Source organism: Campylobacterota bacterium (assembly GCA_020633995.1).
Classification (GTDB): Bacteria; Babelota; Babeliae; order Babelales; family RVW-14; genus JACKCO01.
On record JACKCO010000003.1, the window covers coordinates 123433 to 142482 of the forward strand.

7 protein-coding genes are annotated in these 19050 nt (G+C 43.9%); 3 read left to right on the top strand and 4 right to left on the bottom strand.

Features of this window, described 5'->3' with window-relative positions; translation table 11 throughout:
* Nucleotides 1-138: 138 nt before the first annotated feature.
* The 3 genes from H6679_00420 to H6679_00430 all read right to left on the bottom strand — a co-directional run bounded on the left by H6679_00420 (nucleotide 139) and on the right by H6679_00430 (nucleotide 4579).
* Nucleotides 139-3552, bottom strand: coding sequence for a hypothetical protein (locus H6679_00420; GenBank protein MCB9492720.1), 3414 nt, complete (start codon nucleotides 3550-3552; stop codon nucleotides 139-141).
* A gap of 341 nt (nucleotides 3553-3893) precedes the next feature.
* Complete coding sequence (locus H6679_00425) at nucleotides 3894-4289, bottom strand: nucleotidyltransferase substrate binding protein (GenBank protein MCB9492721.1); 396 nt, start codon at nucleotides 4287-4289, stop codon at nucleotides 3894-3896.
* Nucleotides 4277-4579, bottom strand: coding sequence for a nucleotidyltransferase domain-containing protein (locus tag H6679_00430; GenBank protein MCB9492722.1), 303 nt, complete (start codon nucleotides 4577-4579; stop codon nucleotides 4277-4279). Before H6679_00430 ends, H6679_00425 begins: the two co-directional genes overlap by 13 nt.
* Nucleotides 4580-4924: 345 nt before the next feature.
* On the opposite strand from H6679_00430, the gene H6679_00435 reads away from it, so the two are divergent.
* From H6679_00435 to H6679_00445, 3 genes are read left to right on the top strand one after another with little or no spacing between them, the layout of a single operon-like run.
* Nucleotides 4925-13960 (top strand): ankyrin repeat domain-containing protein, encoded by a 9036-nt coding sequence (locus tag H6679_00435; protein MCB9492723.1) that lies wholly within the window; start codon nucleotides 4925-4927, stop codon nucleotides 13958-13960.
* Nucleotides 13961-13970: 10 nt separating this feature from the next.
* On the top strand, nucleotides 13971-15953 hold the full coding sequence (locus H6679_00440; protein MCB9492724.1) for a hypothetical protein: 1983 nt from the start codon (nucleotides 13971-13973) through the stop codon (nucleotides 15951-15953).
* A 21-nt stretch (nucleotides 15954-15974) separates the two neighbouring features.
* Nucleotides 15975-17525 (top strand): hypothetical protein, encoded by a 1551-nt coding sequence (locus H6679_00445; GenBank protein ID MCB9492725.1) that lies wholly within the window; start codon nucleotides 15975-15977, stop codon nucleotides 17523-17525.
* Here H6679_00445 and H6679_00450 read toward each other — a convergent pair whose 3' ends face one another.
* Complete coding sequence (locus tag H6679_00450; GenBank protein MCB9492726.1) at nucleotides 17526-18980, bottom strand: CCA tRNA nucleotidyltransferase; 1455 nt, start codon at nucleotides 18978-18980, stop codon at nucleotides 17526-17528. It lies immediately after the preceding gene.
* Nucleotides 18981-19050: the final 70 nt, after the last annotated feature.

Below are 19050 nucleotides of genomic sequence, written 5' to 3' on the forward strand. Positions count from 1 at the left end.
GGAATCTAGATCCTCTGGTCAATCCCCTTGTCAAGCCAGAGGACAGGTCAGAGCATGACAAGTTTGACTAAAAAGCAAAAAGAGAGGCGGCAACATTTCGTCACCGCCTCTCTTTCTTTTATTTGCTCCTGATGTGGACTAGTCAAATAAACCAAGGCCCATATCGCCTTCTTCTTCTTTTTCTTCTGCTACAGGAACCTTCGCATCAACACAGGCCTTTTCAAAAGAGCCTTCTGCTTGATTGATAGGCTCTTTTGTAACATAAAATGCATGTTCTCTTGGTTTTTGTGATGTAACCTTGATATACCACGGCTTATCATCACCTACTTCTTTTTGATCCAAGCACGCTTTACCCATGAGCGCAAGCTGATTTTTCACATCAGGGTCAAGATCAGGCTTTGACCATTCTGCTCGTATAAATTCAAAGATATTTTTATCTTGCTTATTATCATCATTGTCTATCAATGTCTTGGCAAGGTACCCATTATTTATCATCCTATGGACAATTTTATGCGCAAAGCCATATTTTTTCTGAGCAAATGCAAGCTGGAGGATATTCAAGCCGTTATTGAAATTCCATCCTGTAAAATCGTTAGGCTGAGCATAGCGCAAAACGAGATCAATAAGCTGGCCATTATTTTCGTCTGCTTCTCGAATCACATCTCCAAGCGCATGACATATAACCAACGCATTACCTTGTTTTTGATTATTCAGCACGACCGGCACACCTTGAGTAAACAACGTGCTAAGCTCTGCAGCATTACCACTTGTCACCGCTTGCTGTACAAAACCTTTAAGCTTTTGGTGCAAAGCATTGGTGTGATCTTGTTGTAGCAGTTGCTGTACGCTCTTTCCAGATGCTCTCAAGGCCCCAGCAAACGCGTTAACCGTCGTTGCGCTAAGTACTGCTTGGTTTTTTACTTGCTCTTGAGCTTGCTTACGCGCCGCAACTACGTGACGCATTTCAGAAAACTTACCACCTTGTGCTTCTCCCGCTTCTTCGTCAGGAACTTGAATTATTTCCTCAGTCTCCTTCAGCTTCCAGCCATTCTCAACCTTTTCAAGCAGGCTGCGAGCCAGATCGTCGTAGGCTTGCTTTGCAGCCTCGGAGTTGTGACTATTTAAATTATATTGATCACACAACGCATCAAATAAATGCGTTTTCTGGTCATCGCGACCAACCGTCGCGTACACACCACGCTCGACAAAAGCTTGATGCACAGCGCGTGCAGTAGCTTGGCCACCATCATCTTGACCTATTAATGTCAAAGCATGCTCAAAATACCGTCCGTTCTGCAGCTGCTCGTCAGGGATTATGTACTGATCGCCATTTTTAGCAGTCAACATTTTTTTTGCTTGGTCAAAGTGTTTTGCAGTAATGAATCTATGTACAGTATTTGCGTAATCACACTGAACTTCATTTTTAGCAAATGTCAGCACAACATCAATAAGGCCACTTTCTGCGGCAGCAGTAATCATATCTCCACAATCAATCGTCCTAACATCAAGTTGCTCTCCACCACCTTCATGTGCTGACAACGATTTTTTAAGCAACACGTCAAGTCTATCAGTTTGGTTGGAATTAACCGCAACCAAAAGTGCTTCTTCAATCTGACCCCGAGTTGGCACACCTTTAACTTTATCGCCATATTCATTTTGATTGTACTGTGTTGCATTTTCAACCTTGTCAATCATATCATTTGCTTTGTCGAGAACACTGTCAGCTCCCACTGCTTTTGCAAGCTCAAAATGATCAGCAGTCAAGCCTGCAACGTCACCATGATGAGCTTGACCAAACCACTGCTCAAACTCACTTTGCAAAAAGTATTTTGTTGCTTGATCTGCATTTTTTGCAATGACAGCAAGTTGTTTTTCTTGACCTCGTTCAGCCAACATTGCACATGCTTGCGTAAGCGTCGTATCTTTCTCGTCAGCTTTGTGCTGCAACATTTGTAAATCGACAAGACCATGGCGTGCAAGCATGTCAACAGCATCAGGGCTGTCATACAATGTCTCTAGAAGGCCCTCATGTTCATCGGCTGCTCCTACGTCTTTGCCTCGCTTAAGCAGACAGCACATCTTGAAGTAGTTGCGATCACGTTGTGCTTGGAGCAGAGGAGTCAAATCATTATACTGCCCCTTTGTTTCCAATTCATCTTTGGTCATGAAACCAAGCAGTGCAGCACCGGTAGCAACATCATCATTTTGCTCAGCAAGCGCAAGCAGTGCATCTTCGCTTGCCTTAAGCGCTTGTAAGTGCTCGTTGTCTACGGTCTCGATTTCTGAGTATTCATCTTCTGGTGTCGTTGTAACCTGACCACGACCAACGGCAAACTTGACAATCGCTTCAACCACTGCGGTTTTTTTATTTTTGATGGCATGCTGAAGTGTTGAATGGTATTCATCGTCATCTTCATCATCGTCGTCATCACCCTCATTGTAAATCACCCAATCAGCATCATGGATCAACTTACCTTGCGCATCATTTTGCTCTAGCAAATACGCTACACAGTGGGAATACCCAGCTTGTGCTGCTCGATCGATCATGCACATTCCATCTTTGTCTTCTTTCTCCAACGTATCCTTACTCACGTCCATGCCAAGCTCGGTGATCATTTCATCACGCTTGCCTGCATCAAGTTTGCACACATCATTGAGTGTTGCTAGTTCATCGGAAAGCGTCATGCCTGCAGCTCTGCATTTTTTAACGACAGCTGGTTGGCCAACTACAGCGGCTCGGTCAAGTAAATTTTTTCCTTGTTCATCTACTGCTTTCAGATCAATGTTAAATCGCTCGGCCTGGGCAACCAAACGATCAAGTTTTTTACCGTCAACATCTTGTTGGTTAAGCATCTTGTCTAACTCACCCATCACGCTGTGGTCATGATCACCCGTCACTGCTTGATACCAAGATGCAACGTTTGCCACCAACAACACGCCAACACCCAGCAAGTAACGCATGTCCGTGCGATAATCACTCGCCTCACGCAATGCACGCGCAAGCACGTATGCATTTTGCAGCGCAGCACGTGTTTGTGCGTCAGTTTCTGGATGAATTGCAAGTGCCTCACACATTGCCACAGCACCTGCCACGCATGAAAGCACATAGTCATGCATCTGTGCACCGCTGGCAAATTGTGGATCCATTAATTTTTTTTCAAACGCATGATCACTCGTTGAAAGCGCATGCAGCCCGTTGGTAAACAGTTGCATTGCATCATAGCCAAACAACAGTCCTTCTTGAATTTTGTTTGCGTTGCGATCTTGCGCGTACCAGCTGTTGTATGCTTTAACAGCATGGCCTGTCACACGTGCAGCATCACGCACTGCGCAACGTGCATACTGTGCCTTGGTTGAACCACTCCCTTTTTGCACAGTTACAAACAAATCTGCAAGTGTTTCTACTCCTGCAAACACACACTGTGCTTTTTCTGCCTTGGTTGACACTTTCCAGTTGTCACTAACACTTGGCATCGTAATCTTGGCGTCACCCTGCACAGTCAGCCCAACACTCAGCACAAGAAGTAACGATTTAAAAAACATTTTACTCATCAAAAACCTTTCGTTTATAAAAATGGAAAAAAATGCTTGCTCAACAATATCAAAAAAAATGTTCTTTTAAAATAAATGCTTTTTTAGTTGGGTTTTTTGAAAAAATGAAGAACAAATTCTGGATCCCGGCTCACAGGCCGGGATGACGCGTGTTGAGGCCGGGATAAGAGTTGGCGAATTCACTACTGTCCAAAGTGTTTTTTGAGGTGCTCGTTGTTAACTCAAATCCAACAACAAAATTGTCATCCCCGAGTCCCATCGGGGATCTCTGCTTTGAGAATGCCCCTTGCTTGACAAGAGGGCAGGCTTGGGGATAACAAGGGAGTTGTGGCTAGAAAAAATTAATCAAAAAAGAGTGTCGATAAACGCTTAAAACATTGATAGTGCTGATCAAGTCTTTGCGCAAGAGACTGAGCACAATCTTCGTCGTACAAATAAGTTGCAAGATTTCTGTCTTCATGAATACTGGAAAGCTCATCTAAATCTTTTTGCGAAATGACTTCTTGCTCCAAACTTTCTTTAAAAACACCCTTAGGGCTTGCAATAGTGATACCATGCTTGTCATAAAGCAAATCTTTCATACACTTCCAAAAAACATCATAGCACAGCTCGAAGCGTTTAATTGCACTATCGCGAACCATCTCATAATCAGCAGCACTCTCCATTTTTTCAAGCGATTCTTGCAAGCGAAGCAAAATCTTTTTTAGTCCTTGTTTGCGCTTTTCTATTTTTTCCATACAACCTTCGTTTCACCTATTTCTTGTTTAAAATCCTGAGAAACTCCATTAAAATCAACCACACTAATTTTGTACGGAATATTAGATTCTTGAAACATATCGCGTGCTTCCCCAACATCAACTCGTTCAAGTTTTTTGCCGGCGTCTAAAGCCAAATCTATATCAGACCATTCACGGTGGGTTCCCTTTGCCCGTGAACCATACAAATAAATTTTAGCATCAGGAAAAAGTGCTGATAAAACACGAATAATTTTATCTTTATATTTTTGTTGTACACCATCATCGTGCATAGACAAACCCTCATCAGCAATAATTTGAATTCACCAATTTTTTGAAAGTATAACAAATACATACAAACAAAAAAAAGACGCTCCCATATTCAATCAAAGCAAGCCCTAGTAGATTACCATCATAAAATGTGCCCCTAACTTAATCAAGCCTTTGTACCAAGCTGTAACTTGGCAAGCCGGGTATTGTTTCAACATCTATCCTGCCCAACTATTGACTCGACCACCTTGCTTTTCTTTATAGTAAGAAGTCAGAAATGTAACCTGCGCGTACACGCGCGCGCAAGCACATACGCCGCACACGTAAAAAAAACGAGATAACCTGTACCTGGAAAAAAGGATCAGCACATGAAACGTGCACAACACTATCGCCTTTTCTATCTCCTGCTTATCATGCTTTGCATGCCAACTAAAACGTGTGCTCAAACGGCACTATTTGCACAGCCAGCACCTACACCAACACTTACCACGCTTACATCACTGGCTACAACAACCGAGGACCCTCTTGCACAACTTGCCTATGGACTGCGTTATGGTGATGTCATACAACTTTCACAATTTGAACAGTTTCTAGCATCACACGAATATTATTTTAACTATCAAAATGGTTCTGGGCTGCAACAAACTTTTTTATCTAAAAACAATAATGATAAAAACTGGTGGACCAATTTATGGGAAATTCATCCACCTGGCGGTGTTGGCCTTGACTCCCTACACCCTGTAACCCAAACTCCATATCGCGAAAATTTTGTAAAATCTGGACAAGCAGTTGCACTACGCCACTGGCGAACACAAAAAAATTTACAAAGCACACAACACGTACTCGTTCAAAATGACAAGACATTATTTTTTGAAACAAACTGTAGTTATCCACAAAACATTGTTGGCAACGCTGACCGCCTGCTTGTATTTGCCTACAAAAAAAGTGGCAACAATCTCATACCCACATTGCCTGACACAATTTTAACCAATCAGCACACACTCAATTTTCAATTCTTTTCAGACCAAGATGAACTACAAACCCAGGCACAAGCGCAACAAAAAAAATATCTAGCCGCAACAAATACAACCATTGATGCTGCACGCCTTGACAATCCACAAGCAACTGTAGGCCTGTCTGTGCAAGGTATTGGCGCCGGCACAACACCAAACTACTGGAGCACTGATTTGGTCAGGCTACCTGGTCTTTTTTCGTCTCTTGTTTTTTCTGAAAATTTTATACAGGAACCAGGCAGTGCGCATAAAGTTGCTGTCAGTCTTTTTAATGGCGTCGCTGAAGTATGGATGCTGGAAAAAGGAGATGGCATAACCAGCAAAAAACTCTACAAGCTTGATTTGAATGCACAAAACAAATTCCCTTGGGTTGAATTTGTTACAAAAAATAGTCTTGGCCAACAGCTTACCTCACTCAAAGATGTAGCCGCCGCATCTGACGGAACGCTATGCATTGTTGATAACAATGGAAAGCTGTATCAATACGACTGGGACAAGCAAGTGTTTAGCGAACTACCACTTGCGGGTGGAGTGCAAGCACCACCCTTTGACGAAGTTGCCCTTGGCAGCGCACAAAGCATTTGGGCGCGCTCGGCACAAACAAATACTGTGTACATGTACAGCAACAACACATGGACACCAAGTCAGAAAAATGCGCTCAATGTTGCTGCAAGCTTTGATGGTTCTGTTTTTGTCATTGACACAAATCACAATGTACAACAACTTGCACAAGGTCAGTGGACGCCTATGCCAGGTATTAAACTTGATTTCATTGCAGCAGCAAGCCAAGAGTTTGTTTTTGGTACATATAAAAATCGAACAACCGGTGTTATTGACCTCTATCAACTCTATCAAGGTCATTGGGAAAGCGTACAAACTAGTTATGGCAGCCCCGCTTCAGGATTTGAAAAACTTGCCGTCAATACCGAGGGCAACATTTTTGCCACTGACATTTTTGGCAACATTTATAGCAACATTGGCGGTCATGCAGCACCACTACTGCCGGGAGCTGACATGGCAGGTCCTACTGCAACACTAGGCGGCGTCGACCAAGCAGGCATTGCACTGGCTGGCCAACCAGCGCTCACACAACCGGGAGTTGGACCCGCTGTCGGACAAATTCCTGGCGCCCCTATGGGCGATCCATTTATGGGTGACCCATTTGGTCCAGACCCATTTGCAGGACAAGTACCGGGAGCTATTGCCCCAGCACCTTCAGCACCCGCTCCAGCAGGTGCGTTTAATGATTCATTTGGCCTTGACCCTGGCTTTGAGGGCGCTTCGCTTGATATCATGCCAGGCTTTGACGTCGCACCAGCTATAACACCTGCTGCCCCTGCTCAAACGTACCAGTCAGAGACATTTTATGATCCCGCACCATATCAACCGCCTGCACCAGCCTATCAACCCGAACCATTTTACCAGCCCGAGCCATTTTATGAGCCTGCACCATACCAACCACCTGCTCCCGCCTACGATCCGGCACCAATTTACGAGCCCACACCAAGTTATGGACCTGACCCTTTTTACCAGCCACCTCAAACGTATGAACCTGCTCCATTTTTTGAAGAACCTTACTATCCACCAGAACCTGCACCATACCAACCACCTCCGTACGACCCATTTGCATACGAAGAAGCACTACCGTACGAAGAACCTTTCTATGAACCTGAACCAACACCTGCACCACCACTGCAACCAACTCCTGCGCCACTTGAACCAACTCCTGGTCCAATTTTTGGGCTTGATCCTGATGCTTTTCTCGCGCCGCTTGACCCTGTTCCTGGCGAAGGCCAGGGAGCATTGCCCTCAGAGCCTCCAGCACAAGGGCCAGCGCGTAATCCTAACATTCATTTTTTCAAGTTTAACAATGGCACACCATCAGTCTTTGATGACAAAGAAGTTGGGGTAGGAAGCCCAGGTGTTTCATTTTTCGATGATAGCTTGGTACTACCAGAAACAGGGAAAGGGACCATCATCTTTCAAGCACGTGCACAAGAAGGAATACAAATTACCCTTGCAGCAGGAAAACAAGAAAGTGCAAACACCGCATATCAAATTATTATCGGTGCGGAAGGAAACACCGCAAGTGTTATCAAAAAAGATCCTGCTGGTACACCTGTCTTTACGGTGTACAAACAAGCTCCAGCCAATAACCCTCAAGCACTCGCCAACATTGATGCCATCGTAACCGGAGGGCTTGGCAATGAAGATAGCCCTATTGGTCAATGGGACGATTATGAAATATCCATCAATAACGGACGGATTGTTTTTGCCAAGGGGTACGGCCAAACTCGCTTTGAAGTTTTTGAGTTCATAGATCCCAACCCTATACAAAACATAACGCATGTTGGACTGGGCGGATTAGGTAACACCGTCGAATACGAAAACCTGGAAATTATCGCAACACAACTAACAGCACCAGATCTAACGCCACCAGAGGTTCCAATCGCTCCGCCAGCTCAACTACCACCACTACCTCCAGGTGAAGTAGTAACTCCAGAGCTTTCGTTCAGCCCAGGTGATGCATCATCACCTCATGGAGGCAACGCAGGCAAGGGCGTGTATAACCAAGAAGCGTGGAGCTTGAAAACTGCAAACTATGGTACCATTTCATTTAAAGCTCGTGGTGACTTTGGTATACATATAGCCCTCTCGCCACAACCTCAAGATGTTGCTGGTAACATGTATCAGGTAATCATTGGCTGGGGGCTGAACATGCGCTCCGTTATCAGCAAGTCTGTTGGCGGCAATATTGAACCATTTGTTTACCGAGTCAGCAAAGAAGAAAACCCGAATGCTCTTGTTACTGGCGGTAGTGGCACAGGCCAAACCGCGACATGGGATGATTACCGTGTAATCATTGAAGATGACACAATCATTGTTGAAAAGGGTGACGCACAAGACCCTATTAGAATTATGGAGTTTACTGACCCCACGCCACTAAGCAACATTACATATGTTGGATTTAGTGCATGGGGTAACATTGAGTATGCCGACATCCAAATCACATCACCTGAAGTTGCTCCAACGCCTGCACCTACACCGGTTGAACCTACCACTCCTGGTCCAGAAACTCCCGCTCCACCTCCTACTCCAGCACCACCAGCAAGTCCTGTTGCGCAGCTGTTTGCAGCAATCAAAGTGAAAGATGAAAAAAGGGTTGCTGAGCTTATCGCTGAAAAAGTTGATGTTAATGCTGTCGATGCAACATCAGGCTCAACCGTATTAATGACAGCAGTTACCCAGGGACTTTCACAAACAACACTGGAGCTCATATTGAACGCCGGTGCAAATATCAATGCCCAGAATACAAAAGATGGGCAAACGGCACTACACAAAATTATTCGCTTTGGATTTTTAAAATATCAGACAAGCAAGCCCGACATCGTCAAACTCCTGCTCAGTCAAAAGCCTAACCTTGATATTTTGGATAACAAACAGCAGAGTGCCTTACATATCGCTTTTACAAATGGACTTGTACAAGATGTTGAATTACTTCTCAACAACAAAGCCGATCTTGATGTCAAAGGAGAAACAGGCAGCTCTGTCCGTGAACTTTATCTCGCATTAAAAGCTCAAGACCCTGCAACACTTAAATTAGCTGAACAGCAGCTCATCAAAAAGATTGATGATTATCTGGCAGCTATGGCAAAAGAACAAGCAGAAGCAGAAGCCAAGAAAAAGAAACAGGATGAAGAAGACGCTAAACGCAAAGAAGAAGAACGCATTAAAAAACTGAATGATTCTCTTTTGGCTGCAATACAAGCACAAGACCAAACAGCAGTTGAAGCCGCCTTGAAAGCAGGTGCTGATATCGACACTATTAAATTTAATGAAAGCAATGTCGCCGTTGGTACGCCAGTCATTTTAGCCAGCCAGCTAGGCAATGAGACACTGGTCAGATATTTACTTGCTCAAGGTGCAAATGTTAACGCAATAACAGGCTTACCGCTTCTGATACAAGCGATTTATGATGGACTCAGCCCACAAACCCTGGAGCTCATCATTAACAATGGAGGCGAAGTCAACAGAACTGGACCAAATAACATGACAGCATTGCACCAGTTTTTGACAGTATTGCCTGAAAAATATACAGCCGAGCGAAACCTTGTTTTGGGATTCCTGCTTAATTTAAATCCAGACTTGCAGGCATTTGACGCACTCGGACAAACCCCGCTCCACATAGCACTGAAACGAAGACTGGCTGATGAGTTTGTACAACTTCTAGGACATGGCGCAAACCTTGAGGCAAAAGCAACAACAACTGGCAGTCAATCGGTACGAGAACTATATGCGGCACTGAAAACCCAAGATCCACCTCCAACAGACGAACCTACACTCAACTTCATTAAAGTGGTCGATGCATACTTTGCACAACAAACAGAAGAACCAAAGAAAATAGACGGACAAACAACAGAGGAAACAACACGGGAAGAAAAACGAACAGGGCAAACAACAGAACCTGAAACAGAACCTGCCCCCCCTGTTGATAAGGCAGCTTTGAACAAGCAACTTTTTGACGCACTTAATATCATTAATGTAAACGATCCTCCAGAAATAGTTGCAAAACAACAAGCACAAGCGCTTGAACTCATTAAAAAAGCACTCGACGCAGGCGCCGATGTAGATGCAGCAGACCAATACGGCACCGTCGCAGTATCTGCCACACGAGCCGGTAGCCATGATATTTTGGTTGAGCTTGTCAGGCGTGGTGCTAATGTTAATGCGCAACACCCTTCAAGCAAAACCCCCATCCTTATCTATGCCCTGGTAAAGGGTTTTCCATTCGATACAATTAAACTCTTACTTGATAAAGGTGCTAACGTAAATGCTCAAACCGAAAAGATGGTGGACGGTCAGCCGGTCAAGGACGCGACACCTTTACACAGCTTAATAAACAGTTTCGGTATAGAATTTTTCGGTTTTAAAGATGAAGCCACACACAACACACTGCTCAATCTCCTGCTTGCACCAGCATATAACGCAAACCCAAATATTTTTAACGCTAACAACAAAACCCCTCTACACATTGCGTTTGAAAAACGATACGCACAGGGCGTTATTAGCTTAATTAGTGCAGGAGCCAACATTGATGCAGGCAAACAAGAACAAAAACAAACTGTTCATGATTTGTACAATGACCTTATTGCAAAACAAACCAAGGATCCAACATCTATAGATCAGGCAACACAGGATTTTCTTGCTGCTATATCGCCACAATTCACCCAAGAACAAAAAAAAGAAGACGAGGAAAAAAAGCAGAAGGAAGCCGAAACATCACCACCAACAGAACCTGAACCAACACCCGTACCAACACAAACCCCTGGGCAACAACTCCTTAAAGCTATTGCCGAACGCAACGTTAGGGATGTACAGGCAGCATTACAAGCAAATGCCGACCCCGAAACCTTGAGCGATGTTGGCACAGCACTTATTACCGCCCTGATTGCACCGATCACACCGCCCGGAGATGAAAATCAGACCGCTCTTGTAAATCAAATTGTTATTGCGCTTATCAATGCTGGCGCTGATGTTAATGCAGTTCATTTAGCATCTGGCACAACAGTGCTGATGAACGCTATTGCTAAAGGACTACCACCAACAACAATACAGCTCATTTTAAATAATGGTGCAGATGTCGACACGCAAGACGGCACCAACCAACAAACCGCTCTCCATATTTTGGTAAGATACGCAAGCAACCTCTATACGCAAGAAGCAACACGCAACCAAGTACTTGCAGCCTTACTTGCACAAAATCCTAATCCTAATATTTTCAACAGACAAAACGAAACCCCACTGCATCGTGCGTTCATACAAAGAGATACTCAAATTTTTACACAATTGATGCGACTGCCAGGGGCAAATGTTAACGCAGGGGCTGGAGAACAAAAACAAACTGTTCGTGATTTGTACAATGACATTGTTGCAAAACTAACTAAAGATCCAACATCTATAGATCAAGCAACACGAGACTTTATTACTGCAGTAACAAGATTCTTTCCAACCTCTTCTCGCGGCGCAATGGCAACAACATTCGTACCGGTCACTCAAACACTGACAGCTCAAGGCGACGGCAATGTAACCTTTGATGCACAAGGACCAGCTGTTGGTGGCTTGAATGGCATGATAATTGAACTCTTGGCTGGAAGCTCAACAATTGGTCGCATAACATTTACGCGTGAGAGTACAGTCATCTCTATTGGTAAACAAACAGCCGCACCGAGCAGCGCAATTCCACTCCCTGCCAACGACACAAAAGTAAGTTTTTGGCTCTCTGTTAAAAATAGCACCATAGAGTTTGGTGCTGGCAAAAACCTTGGCCAGAACAAAGGAAAAAATTGGCAATCTCCGACTTTTGCAGCAATTACAGGCATTAGACTGACAAGTGGCAACAGCACCATAGAATATACAAATCTTGCCACACCTGCATCACCAGAACCACAGCCACAGCCTCCTCAAACGTATGATCCTATTAGCATTGCCTTGGCCGGCACTGGCGCTGGCAATATCACATTTGCAGCTCAAGGACCTGCAGCAACGGGTCTGGTTGGAATGAGAATAATTTTTGTAACCGAGGCCAACCAACAAACTGCGGCTATAAATTTGGGTCAAAATGCCATCTCTATAAATCCTGCCCTCACACAAGCTCAACCTTTTGCAACACCACAAAATGACACCCAGGTAACATTTGAACTTGCCATTGTGGGCAGCGCAATGACGCTACGCTCCAATAATCAAGTCTTACTTTCAGCAACTGCCCCACTCTTTTCAACGGTGAAAAATATTGTGCTTGATAGCTCTACACGTACTATTACTTATACGGACGGAGTCTCTCGTCCTTTAACTGATGAGCAACAAGCAACACTCAAACAGCAACAACAACCACAACCTGTAAAAATTGCTCCATCTAACCACCGACTCGCAACCAATGGCGCAAGTAACATAACATTTCAAGCTCAAGGACCTGCTAACCAGGGCCTTGAAGGTATGCGTATTGGCTTAACAGACGCAAGCAACCAACCACTCATTCGGATGACATTTGAAGCGCCTGTCATCTCTGTCATTATGGGAACTGAGACCCGACCACAATCTGAAGCACCAATCCCACTACCAACAGACAATACAAGTGTCAGTTACTGGGCAAGCGTCGTTGGTGAACTGTTTACGCTGGGCTCGGGCACCACCATAGGTCAAAACGCACTTAAACAATGGAATGATAGCTCATTTAAAAATGCAGCTGTTATCTCTTTGACAAGTGCCAATGAAAACATACTGTTCTCTAACGTCACCGTCTCCGCACTCACTGATGATCAGAACAAATTACTCGCAGCCCAACAAACCGAAACAATCAAAGAGCAAGAAGAAAAGAAGAAGAAAGCGGCCACACCACAGCAAACATTCCAGCCTCAAACAGCTACGCTTGCAACTACTGGTGCTGGCAGCGTTACTTTTAATGCGCAAGGCCCAACCGATAGTGGCCTGGTTGGTATGAAGATAACACTGCGCGCCGGTAGCCAAGATGTCGCTACTTTTGATTTTCAAGCAACTCAAATAGTAACTCAATATGGCCAAAACAGCTCCAACACACCATACGCCACACCAAGCGATGCTACTGAAGCATCATACAAAATTTCTGTCGTTGGAAAGCTTATAATTCTTACAGCTGACACACGACAAATCATCAGCATTCCCGACGAGCCAGCCTTTGCAACAATTGACACGGTTATTTTGGATAGCACAGCTCAAACTATTAACTTCACGCAGGTTGACGCTGAACCACTCGACACACGTCTACAAAAACTATTCGATGCTCAACAGCAAACAACGTCAACGGTAACAACACGCGATAGAACTCCTCCCCAAACCGACGAGCAACAAAAGAAAAAACAGGATGAAGAACAAAAGCAGAAAAAGGCAGCCCAAGCTATTGCGCCAGTCACTCAAGCCATAACGATTCCAAGCAGTGTCACATTCACTGCTCAGGGACCTGCAGATCAGGGGCTGGACGGTATACATCTCAATTTTATGATTGGCAGCGTATCACGATTTACAGCAACCTTTACTTCGGAAAGCACACAAATAACACGTGGACGAGTACAGCAAACTACCGAAGGACTTATAACATTATCACATGATGCAACACCAATCACATATTGGCTAGCATTCACCCCTGATAAAGTATTTTTTGGCACAGGCACTGTTGGCCAAAATATTTTAAAAGTTTGGGCTGACGCCGGCTTTATGCTGCTCAACACACTTGAGCTATCAAGCACTGAGCAAAACATCACCTACTCAGATATCGCTGTTGGCGCACTAACAGATGAGCAAATCAACAGCATACAGGCTGAAGCTGAAAAACTCACAAAACAAAACCAATCAACATGAGGTCTTACAGATGAAAAAGTGTTTCATTCTTTTTAGAAAGCTAACAAACTCTAATCCCATTCTTCAGCCCTTCCTGCTTACGGCACTACTTGCAAGCCTTTGCTTTATAGAAGCGTATGCAAAAAAACATCCTGAGCTTGAAAGGCTCGAGTTTGGCCTTAAGTATGGTGACATCATACGCCTTAACAGTGAAACAAATTATCTTTGTTCACATTCTTTTTTTGATAATACTGATCCTAACGCTCCCGGCCTACAGCAAGTATTTATAACAGCAGAAACTGGCTATGGTGTGTGGTGGAACAGCCTGTGGATTATTAAAGGCCCTTTTGGTACCACACTTGATGACATTAACCCAGTGACTGGCCAAGTATACCGCGGCTCCTTTGTTCAGAGCGGCGATGTTGTTAGCTTTGAGCACTGGAAGACACAAAAAATGCTGCAAAGCAAGAAGCCTGCTGTCATGGTCAGTGAGGATGCACCCTTTCCTGTAAACTGCGTTGACCAATTCAGCCAAAGTAATGCAGACATCAATTGGCTTGTTATGGTTATGAATCAAATAAATAATACAACCTACCAGCCTTCAACACAAGGCAGCGTATGGACTAACAAAACTAAGGTAAACCTACTCCACCACCAAACAACTAAAGACAAAAACGTTCAATTTATTAATCCACAAAATCCATACGACAAAAAATACTTCGCTAGCAGTTCAAAAAAAATTGATGTTTTCAAAACTGACAATCCAGCATCCCCTGAAACGCTACAGGTACAAAAAACTGAAGTTGCTAACAAACAATTTTTGTGGAACGCACAAACTGTTGTACTTCCTACACTTTTTACAAACGTCATATTGCCAAGCGATTTTGTTCAAGAAGCCAGCATGGCGCATAAAGTTGCGGTTGGACAACGCGAAAAACAAGCAGAAATATGGATGATTTATAAAAATGAACAAGATGCAGGCAAAAAATTATACCGATACACACGGAGCAAACCAACACAGCACCCATGGGAATTTATTGCTGCAACGCGCAAGGTCGGCACAACTATTACTGCAATTAAGGATGTTGATGTTGGAAGCGATGGAACCGTTTGCATTGTTGACGAACAAGGCAACGGACATCGGTATCTTTGGGCACAAAAAACGTTTGAACCATTAGTAACGCAATCAGCTGATCCGAAAATGCAGGGAAAAAATATTACGCTAGACCAAATAGCGGTTGGAAGCGCTGGCAACATTTGGGGACTGAATAAAACAAATAAGGTTGCATACCAGCTCACACAGAAGGGCTGGAACTCGCGTGCTGAAAACATTATTGACGTTTCTGTTGGTGATGATGGCACCACTGTCGCAGTCAACAGCACTAACGATGTATATACGTATGAAAATAACGCCTGGAATCAGATGAAAAATATCAAATTATCATCAATTGGTGTTGATAATAGAAATGACATGTTCGGTAGTTTTTTTAATGAAAAGACAGGCGTGGTTGATATTTATCACTATCAGCAGAACTCATGGACTCGTCTTAGAAATGTTGAGCAAAATATTGATGTGCTCGGCCTAGCACGCATTTCGGCCAGCAATGGTGTTATTTTTGCCACAGACGTATTCGGTAATATTTATACCAATGCACCTCAAGCTCAGGAGGCACTCATCGTACAGCCTCAAGACTTGGCACCATTACCAGCCCAAACACTTCCTTCAGACCTTGCCCCGCTGCCTGCACTACAAGTACCTGCCGATATACAACCACCCGCTTTAACCGTACCAACATCAGGTCAAGTTCCCGAACTAGCACCCGCTCCAGCGGTTCCACTTGTCTATCAAACAGATCACATGCGCCAAAAACTTAAACAAATCACCTCGCTCGAACAACAAAAGGTAACTCAAATTAACTCACTCAAAGAATTTGATACTGTAGCAGCAATAATTAGTCCGATTACCAATCATGTTGACCTCAATCAAGCGACCATTACAACAACGTCAACATAACCATTTATGAAAAGGGTTATAATGAAAAGAATACATAGTATTGTTTTAGTTCTGACGTTCTTACTACTCTGCCCTTGCCAAGGCTCAGCTTTTTTTAGCTTCAAAAAAACTGAGCAAGAAAATTCATCTCACGCAAAACTGTATGAAAAAATAAGTAGTTACGCACAAAACTTGCCTTACATCATGCAGACAGCATCATCACAAAAAAAGGGTGAGATGCTTGCTAACATCTATACATTCATGCGTAGCATTGGCAATGCAACAAATCCTGAGCTGGCAACGCTTAAAACGGTTCTTGAACATAGCCTTGGCGTACCTCAATTTCTTGAGCAAGGACAGGTCGGTACCGTACAACAGTGGATGACCACCACAAATTTTGCACTTCGCCTTTCAAGCGGCAATACCCCGTTTATTAACGATCTCAAGCTAGCACTAGAAAAAAATGAACAAAACTTTGATGCACTTACCAACGTTTGCATGCTTGGCTTGAGCATCGTTGACACCGACATCGCAAGCTATGAAAAAAAGACATCCAGCAAAAAAAGCCTGGCATACACCCTCAATAAAACAATCACTCAGCTCTATGAGAACCGTTCTCACAAAAATTATCAACAACTACAAAAACTTTTTTCTCTTGCTGCTAGCGCTCAAAGTAAAAATATGAAACTCATCTCACCAGGACAGTACAACAGCATTGAAATTGCCTACTCACTTGCTTATGGCGCACAGTTGGAAAAAACCGATGACAAACTAGCACTACACCACGCCTTGGTTGAAAAGATTGACCACAACACTCATCCTCAGGAAAAAAAATCATTCATCAGCAGCATTGATCATTTGTTCAACCATCGCAGTGCATATACCCCGACAACACTCAAACAGCTGCATACACTCTGCATTAATGCTGCAGGTAAAGAGCTGTCTAAAAAATCAGTCTTTGCTGCCAACGACAGCAAAATACTCAAGGACATGGCCTCAATTCTTGCTTGCACCATTGCTTTGCAAAGCCCATATGACTCCCTTGATGACGGCATTAATGCATATCAAAAAGTTTTAACAACAGCCAGCAACCAACGTGCTGGATACGAACGCTCTCTGGTTGTTAGCCTACTTAACAATCTGTTTTCCAATCGAGGCAACTACACCAAGTCTGAGCTCCAGTCACTACATAAATTCTTTTCAACTGTGCACAATACCAAAAACCTTTTGGCAAGTAATCAACAAGCTGCTCTCGCACTGTGGGGAAATGAAATCAGACAAAATGCACGTTTTATGGAGCATGATTACCGACCAGAAGCAACCTATATTGACACGCTACTGCTTCATGCCGCCAGCACCTACAACGTTGACATGTATACACAAGCGCTAGCATTAATAAATGAACAAACGCCAATGGTCGAAAAAGATCGGTTTGTTGAACATCTTAACTCACTCGTTGCCATGCATCACCACACTGACCAAACAAAACTAAAAAACTTGCTTGGTGATCTTGAAAGTAAAAAAATTGGTCATGCACCGTTTTTGAATGTGTGGCAACAGTCTGTGCTCAATCAATGGAAGAATATTTTTTGATTACTTATACTTTTTACCCAAAACCATTTTTTTGAGTTCTTCGATGTCGGTAATGCCCTGTTCAATCTGAATCTCATACGCTTGTTTGAGCAGCTTGCCCATTTCTGGCCCGGGAGCAACCAAATCAAGTAGATGACGACCAAGCAATACTGGCTCTTCTGGACGATCAACGACATGCGCCCTGCCCGCCTGTTCAAGAAAAGCATCGTACTTTTCTTGTCCACTTTCAAGGGGCAGACTGCCAACACCATTGCGACCTTGATAATCTGACAAACAAACAATGCCAAGCTGGCGCATACTCACTTCTGGAGCAAGACGATTTGCCAAGCGCTTGTAGGCTGGCAATTTTGCTCCAGCATCGACAAGCTGAAATGGATACAAATGGTGGCGAACAATTTTTCGTACCGCTTTATGCAAGAAAATGTCATCAGTTAATCGACCAAGTAATTTTTTTGCTGGCTCAAGCCCTGTCTTTTCATGCCCAATGGCACGCCCCTGCTCGTCAGCAACAGCCGGTTTGCCAAGATCATGACAGAGCACCCCAAGCATGATCATAAATTTTTCTTGCTCGCAGCTCATACGCTCTGTCTCTTGGTAAAGCTTACTTGTAGCTGCAGCATCGATAGCCTGCATGGTATGCTCAAATACATCACCTTCAGGGTGATAGTCCGGCCGCTGATAGCAACCAATGAGCTCATGCAGTTCAGGAAACGTTTGTTCAAGACGCCCGATCGAGGCAAGCCACCGAAAACCTCGTGATGGTTGGCGCGACTTAAGTAGCATCTTTTTTATTTCTTCAAAAATACGCTCACGTGCAAGCGGACTGTCTGTCACGCTATCCCACAACTGCATTGTTTTACATAAATCATTGAGGGCTTGGTCCGGCTGCATCTGAAAGCGACCAATAAATTGCATCACACGAAAGAAGCGAAGAGGATCTTCCAAAAACAACTGCTGGTCAACTGCACGTAGACTTTTGTTTTTTATCGCATCAAGGCCACCGTATGGATCAATCACGCTCGCCCGATAAAGTTTTTTTGTCTGCTGATGGTCCTCAAGCACTTGATGTAAATCAATCGCCATTGCATTCATGGTAACATCGCGCCGGCGACATGCCTGCTCAATACCCATGTCTGGATCAACGGCCACATCGGGCTTGCGACCTTTGCTGTCAGCACGCGGCAGCGACCAGTCAACATCGTCACGAGCTATTTTATAGACACCAAATTTTTTACCAACCAGCATAACTGTGCCATGCCTTGCCAGCACATGCTCCAGTTGCTCTGCCTGCAAACCATGTACTTCAATATCTAAATCTTTAAGATCAATGCCAAGCACAAGGTCCCGAACGCATCCACCAACCAAATATGCACGACCACCAGCCTCTTTTAGCGACTTTAAGATTGGCTCAATCCGCTTGAAATAATGATCAAACTTTTCAAGTGAAACATTCATCTGTAAGTTTTCTCCGGCAAAAGCTTGCCAATTGTGCTGAGTTTTCCTAGACTTTAGACATCATAACATC

Bases quoted from the DNA above. Each gene is read 5' to 3' on its own strand.
- H6679_00420 (MCB9492720.1), bottom strand. From the start codon at position 3,552: ATGAGTAAAATGTTTTTTAAATCGTTACTTCTTGTGCTGAGTGTTGGG.
- H6679_00430 (MCB9492722.1), bottom strand. From the start codon at position 4,579: ATGCACGATGATGGTGTACAACAAAAATATAAAGATAAAATTATTCGT.
- H6679_00450 (MCB9492726.1), bottom strand. From the start codon at position 18,980: ATGAATGTTTCACTTGAAAAGTTTGATCATTATTTCAAGCGGATTGAG.
- H6679_00440 (MCB9492724.1), top strand. From the start codon at position 13,971: ATGAAAAAGTGTTTCATTCTTTTTAGAAAGCTAACAAACTCTAATCCC.
- H6679_00425 (MCB9492721.1), bottom strand. From the start codon at position 4,289: ATGGAAAAAATAGAAAAGCGCAAACAAGGACTAAAAAAGATTTTGCTT.
- H6679_00435 (MCB9492723.1), top strand. From the start codon at position 4,925: ATGAAACGTGCACAACACTATCGCCTTTTCTATCTCCTGCTTATCATG.
- H6679_00445 (MCB9492725.1), top strand. From the start codon at position 15,975: ATGAAAAGAATACATAGTATTGTTTTAGTTCTGACGTTCTTACTACTC.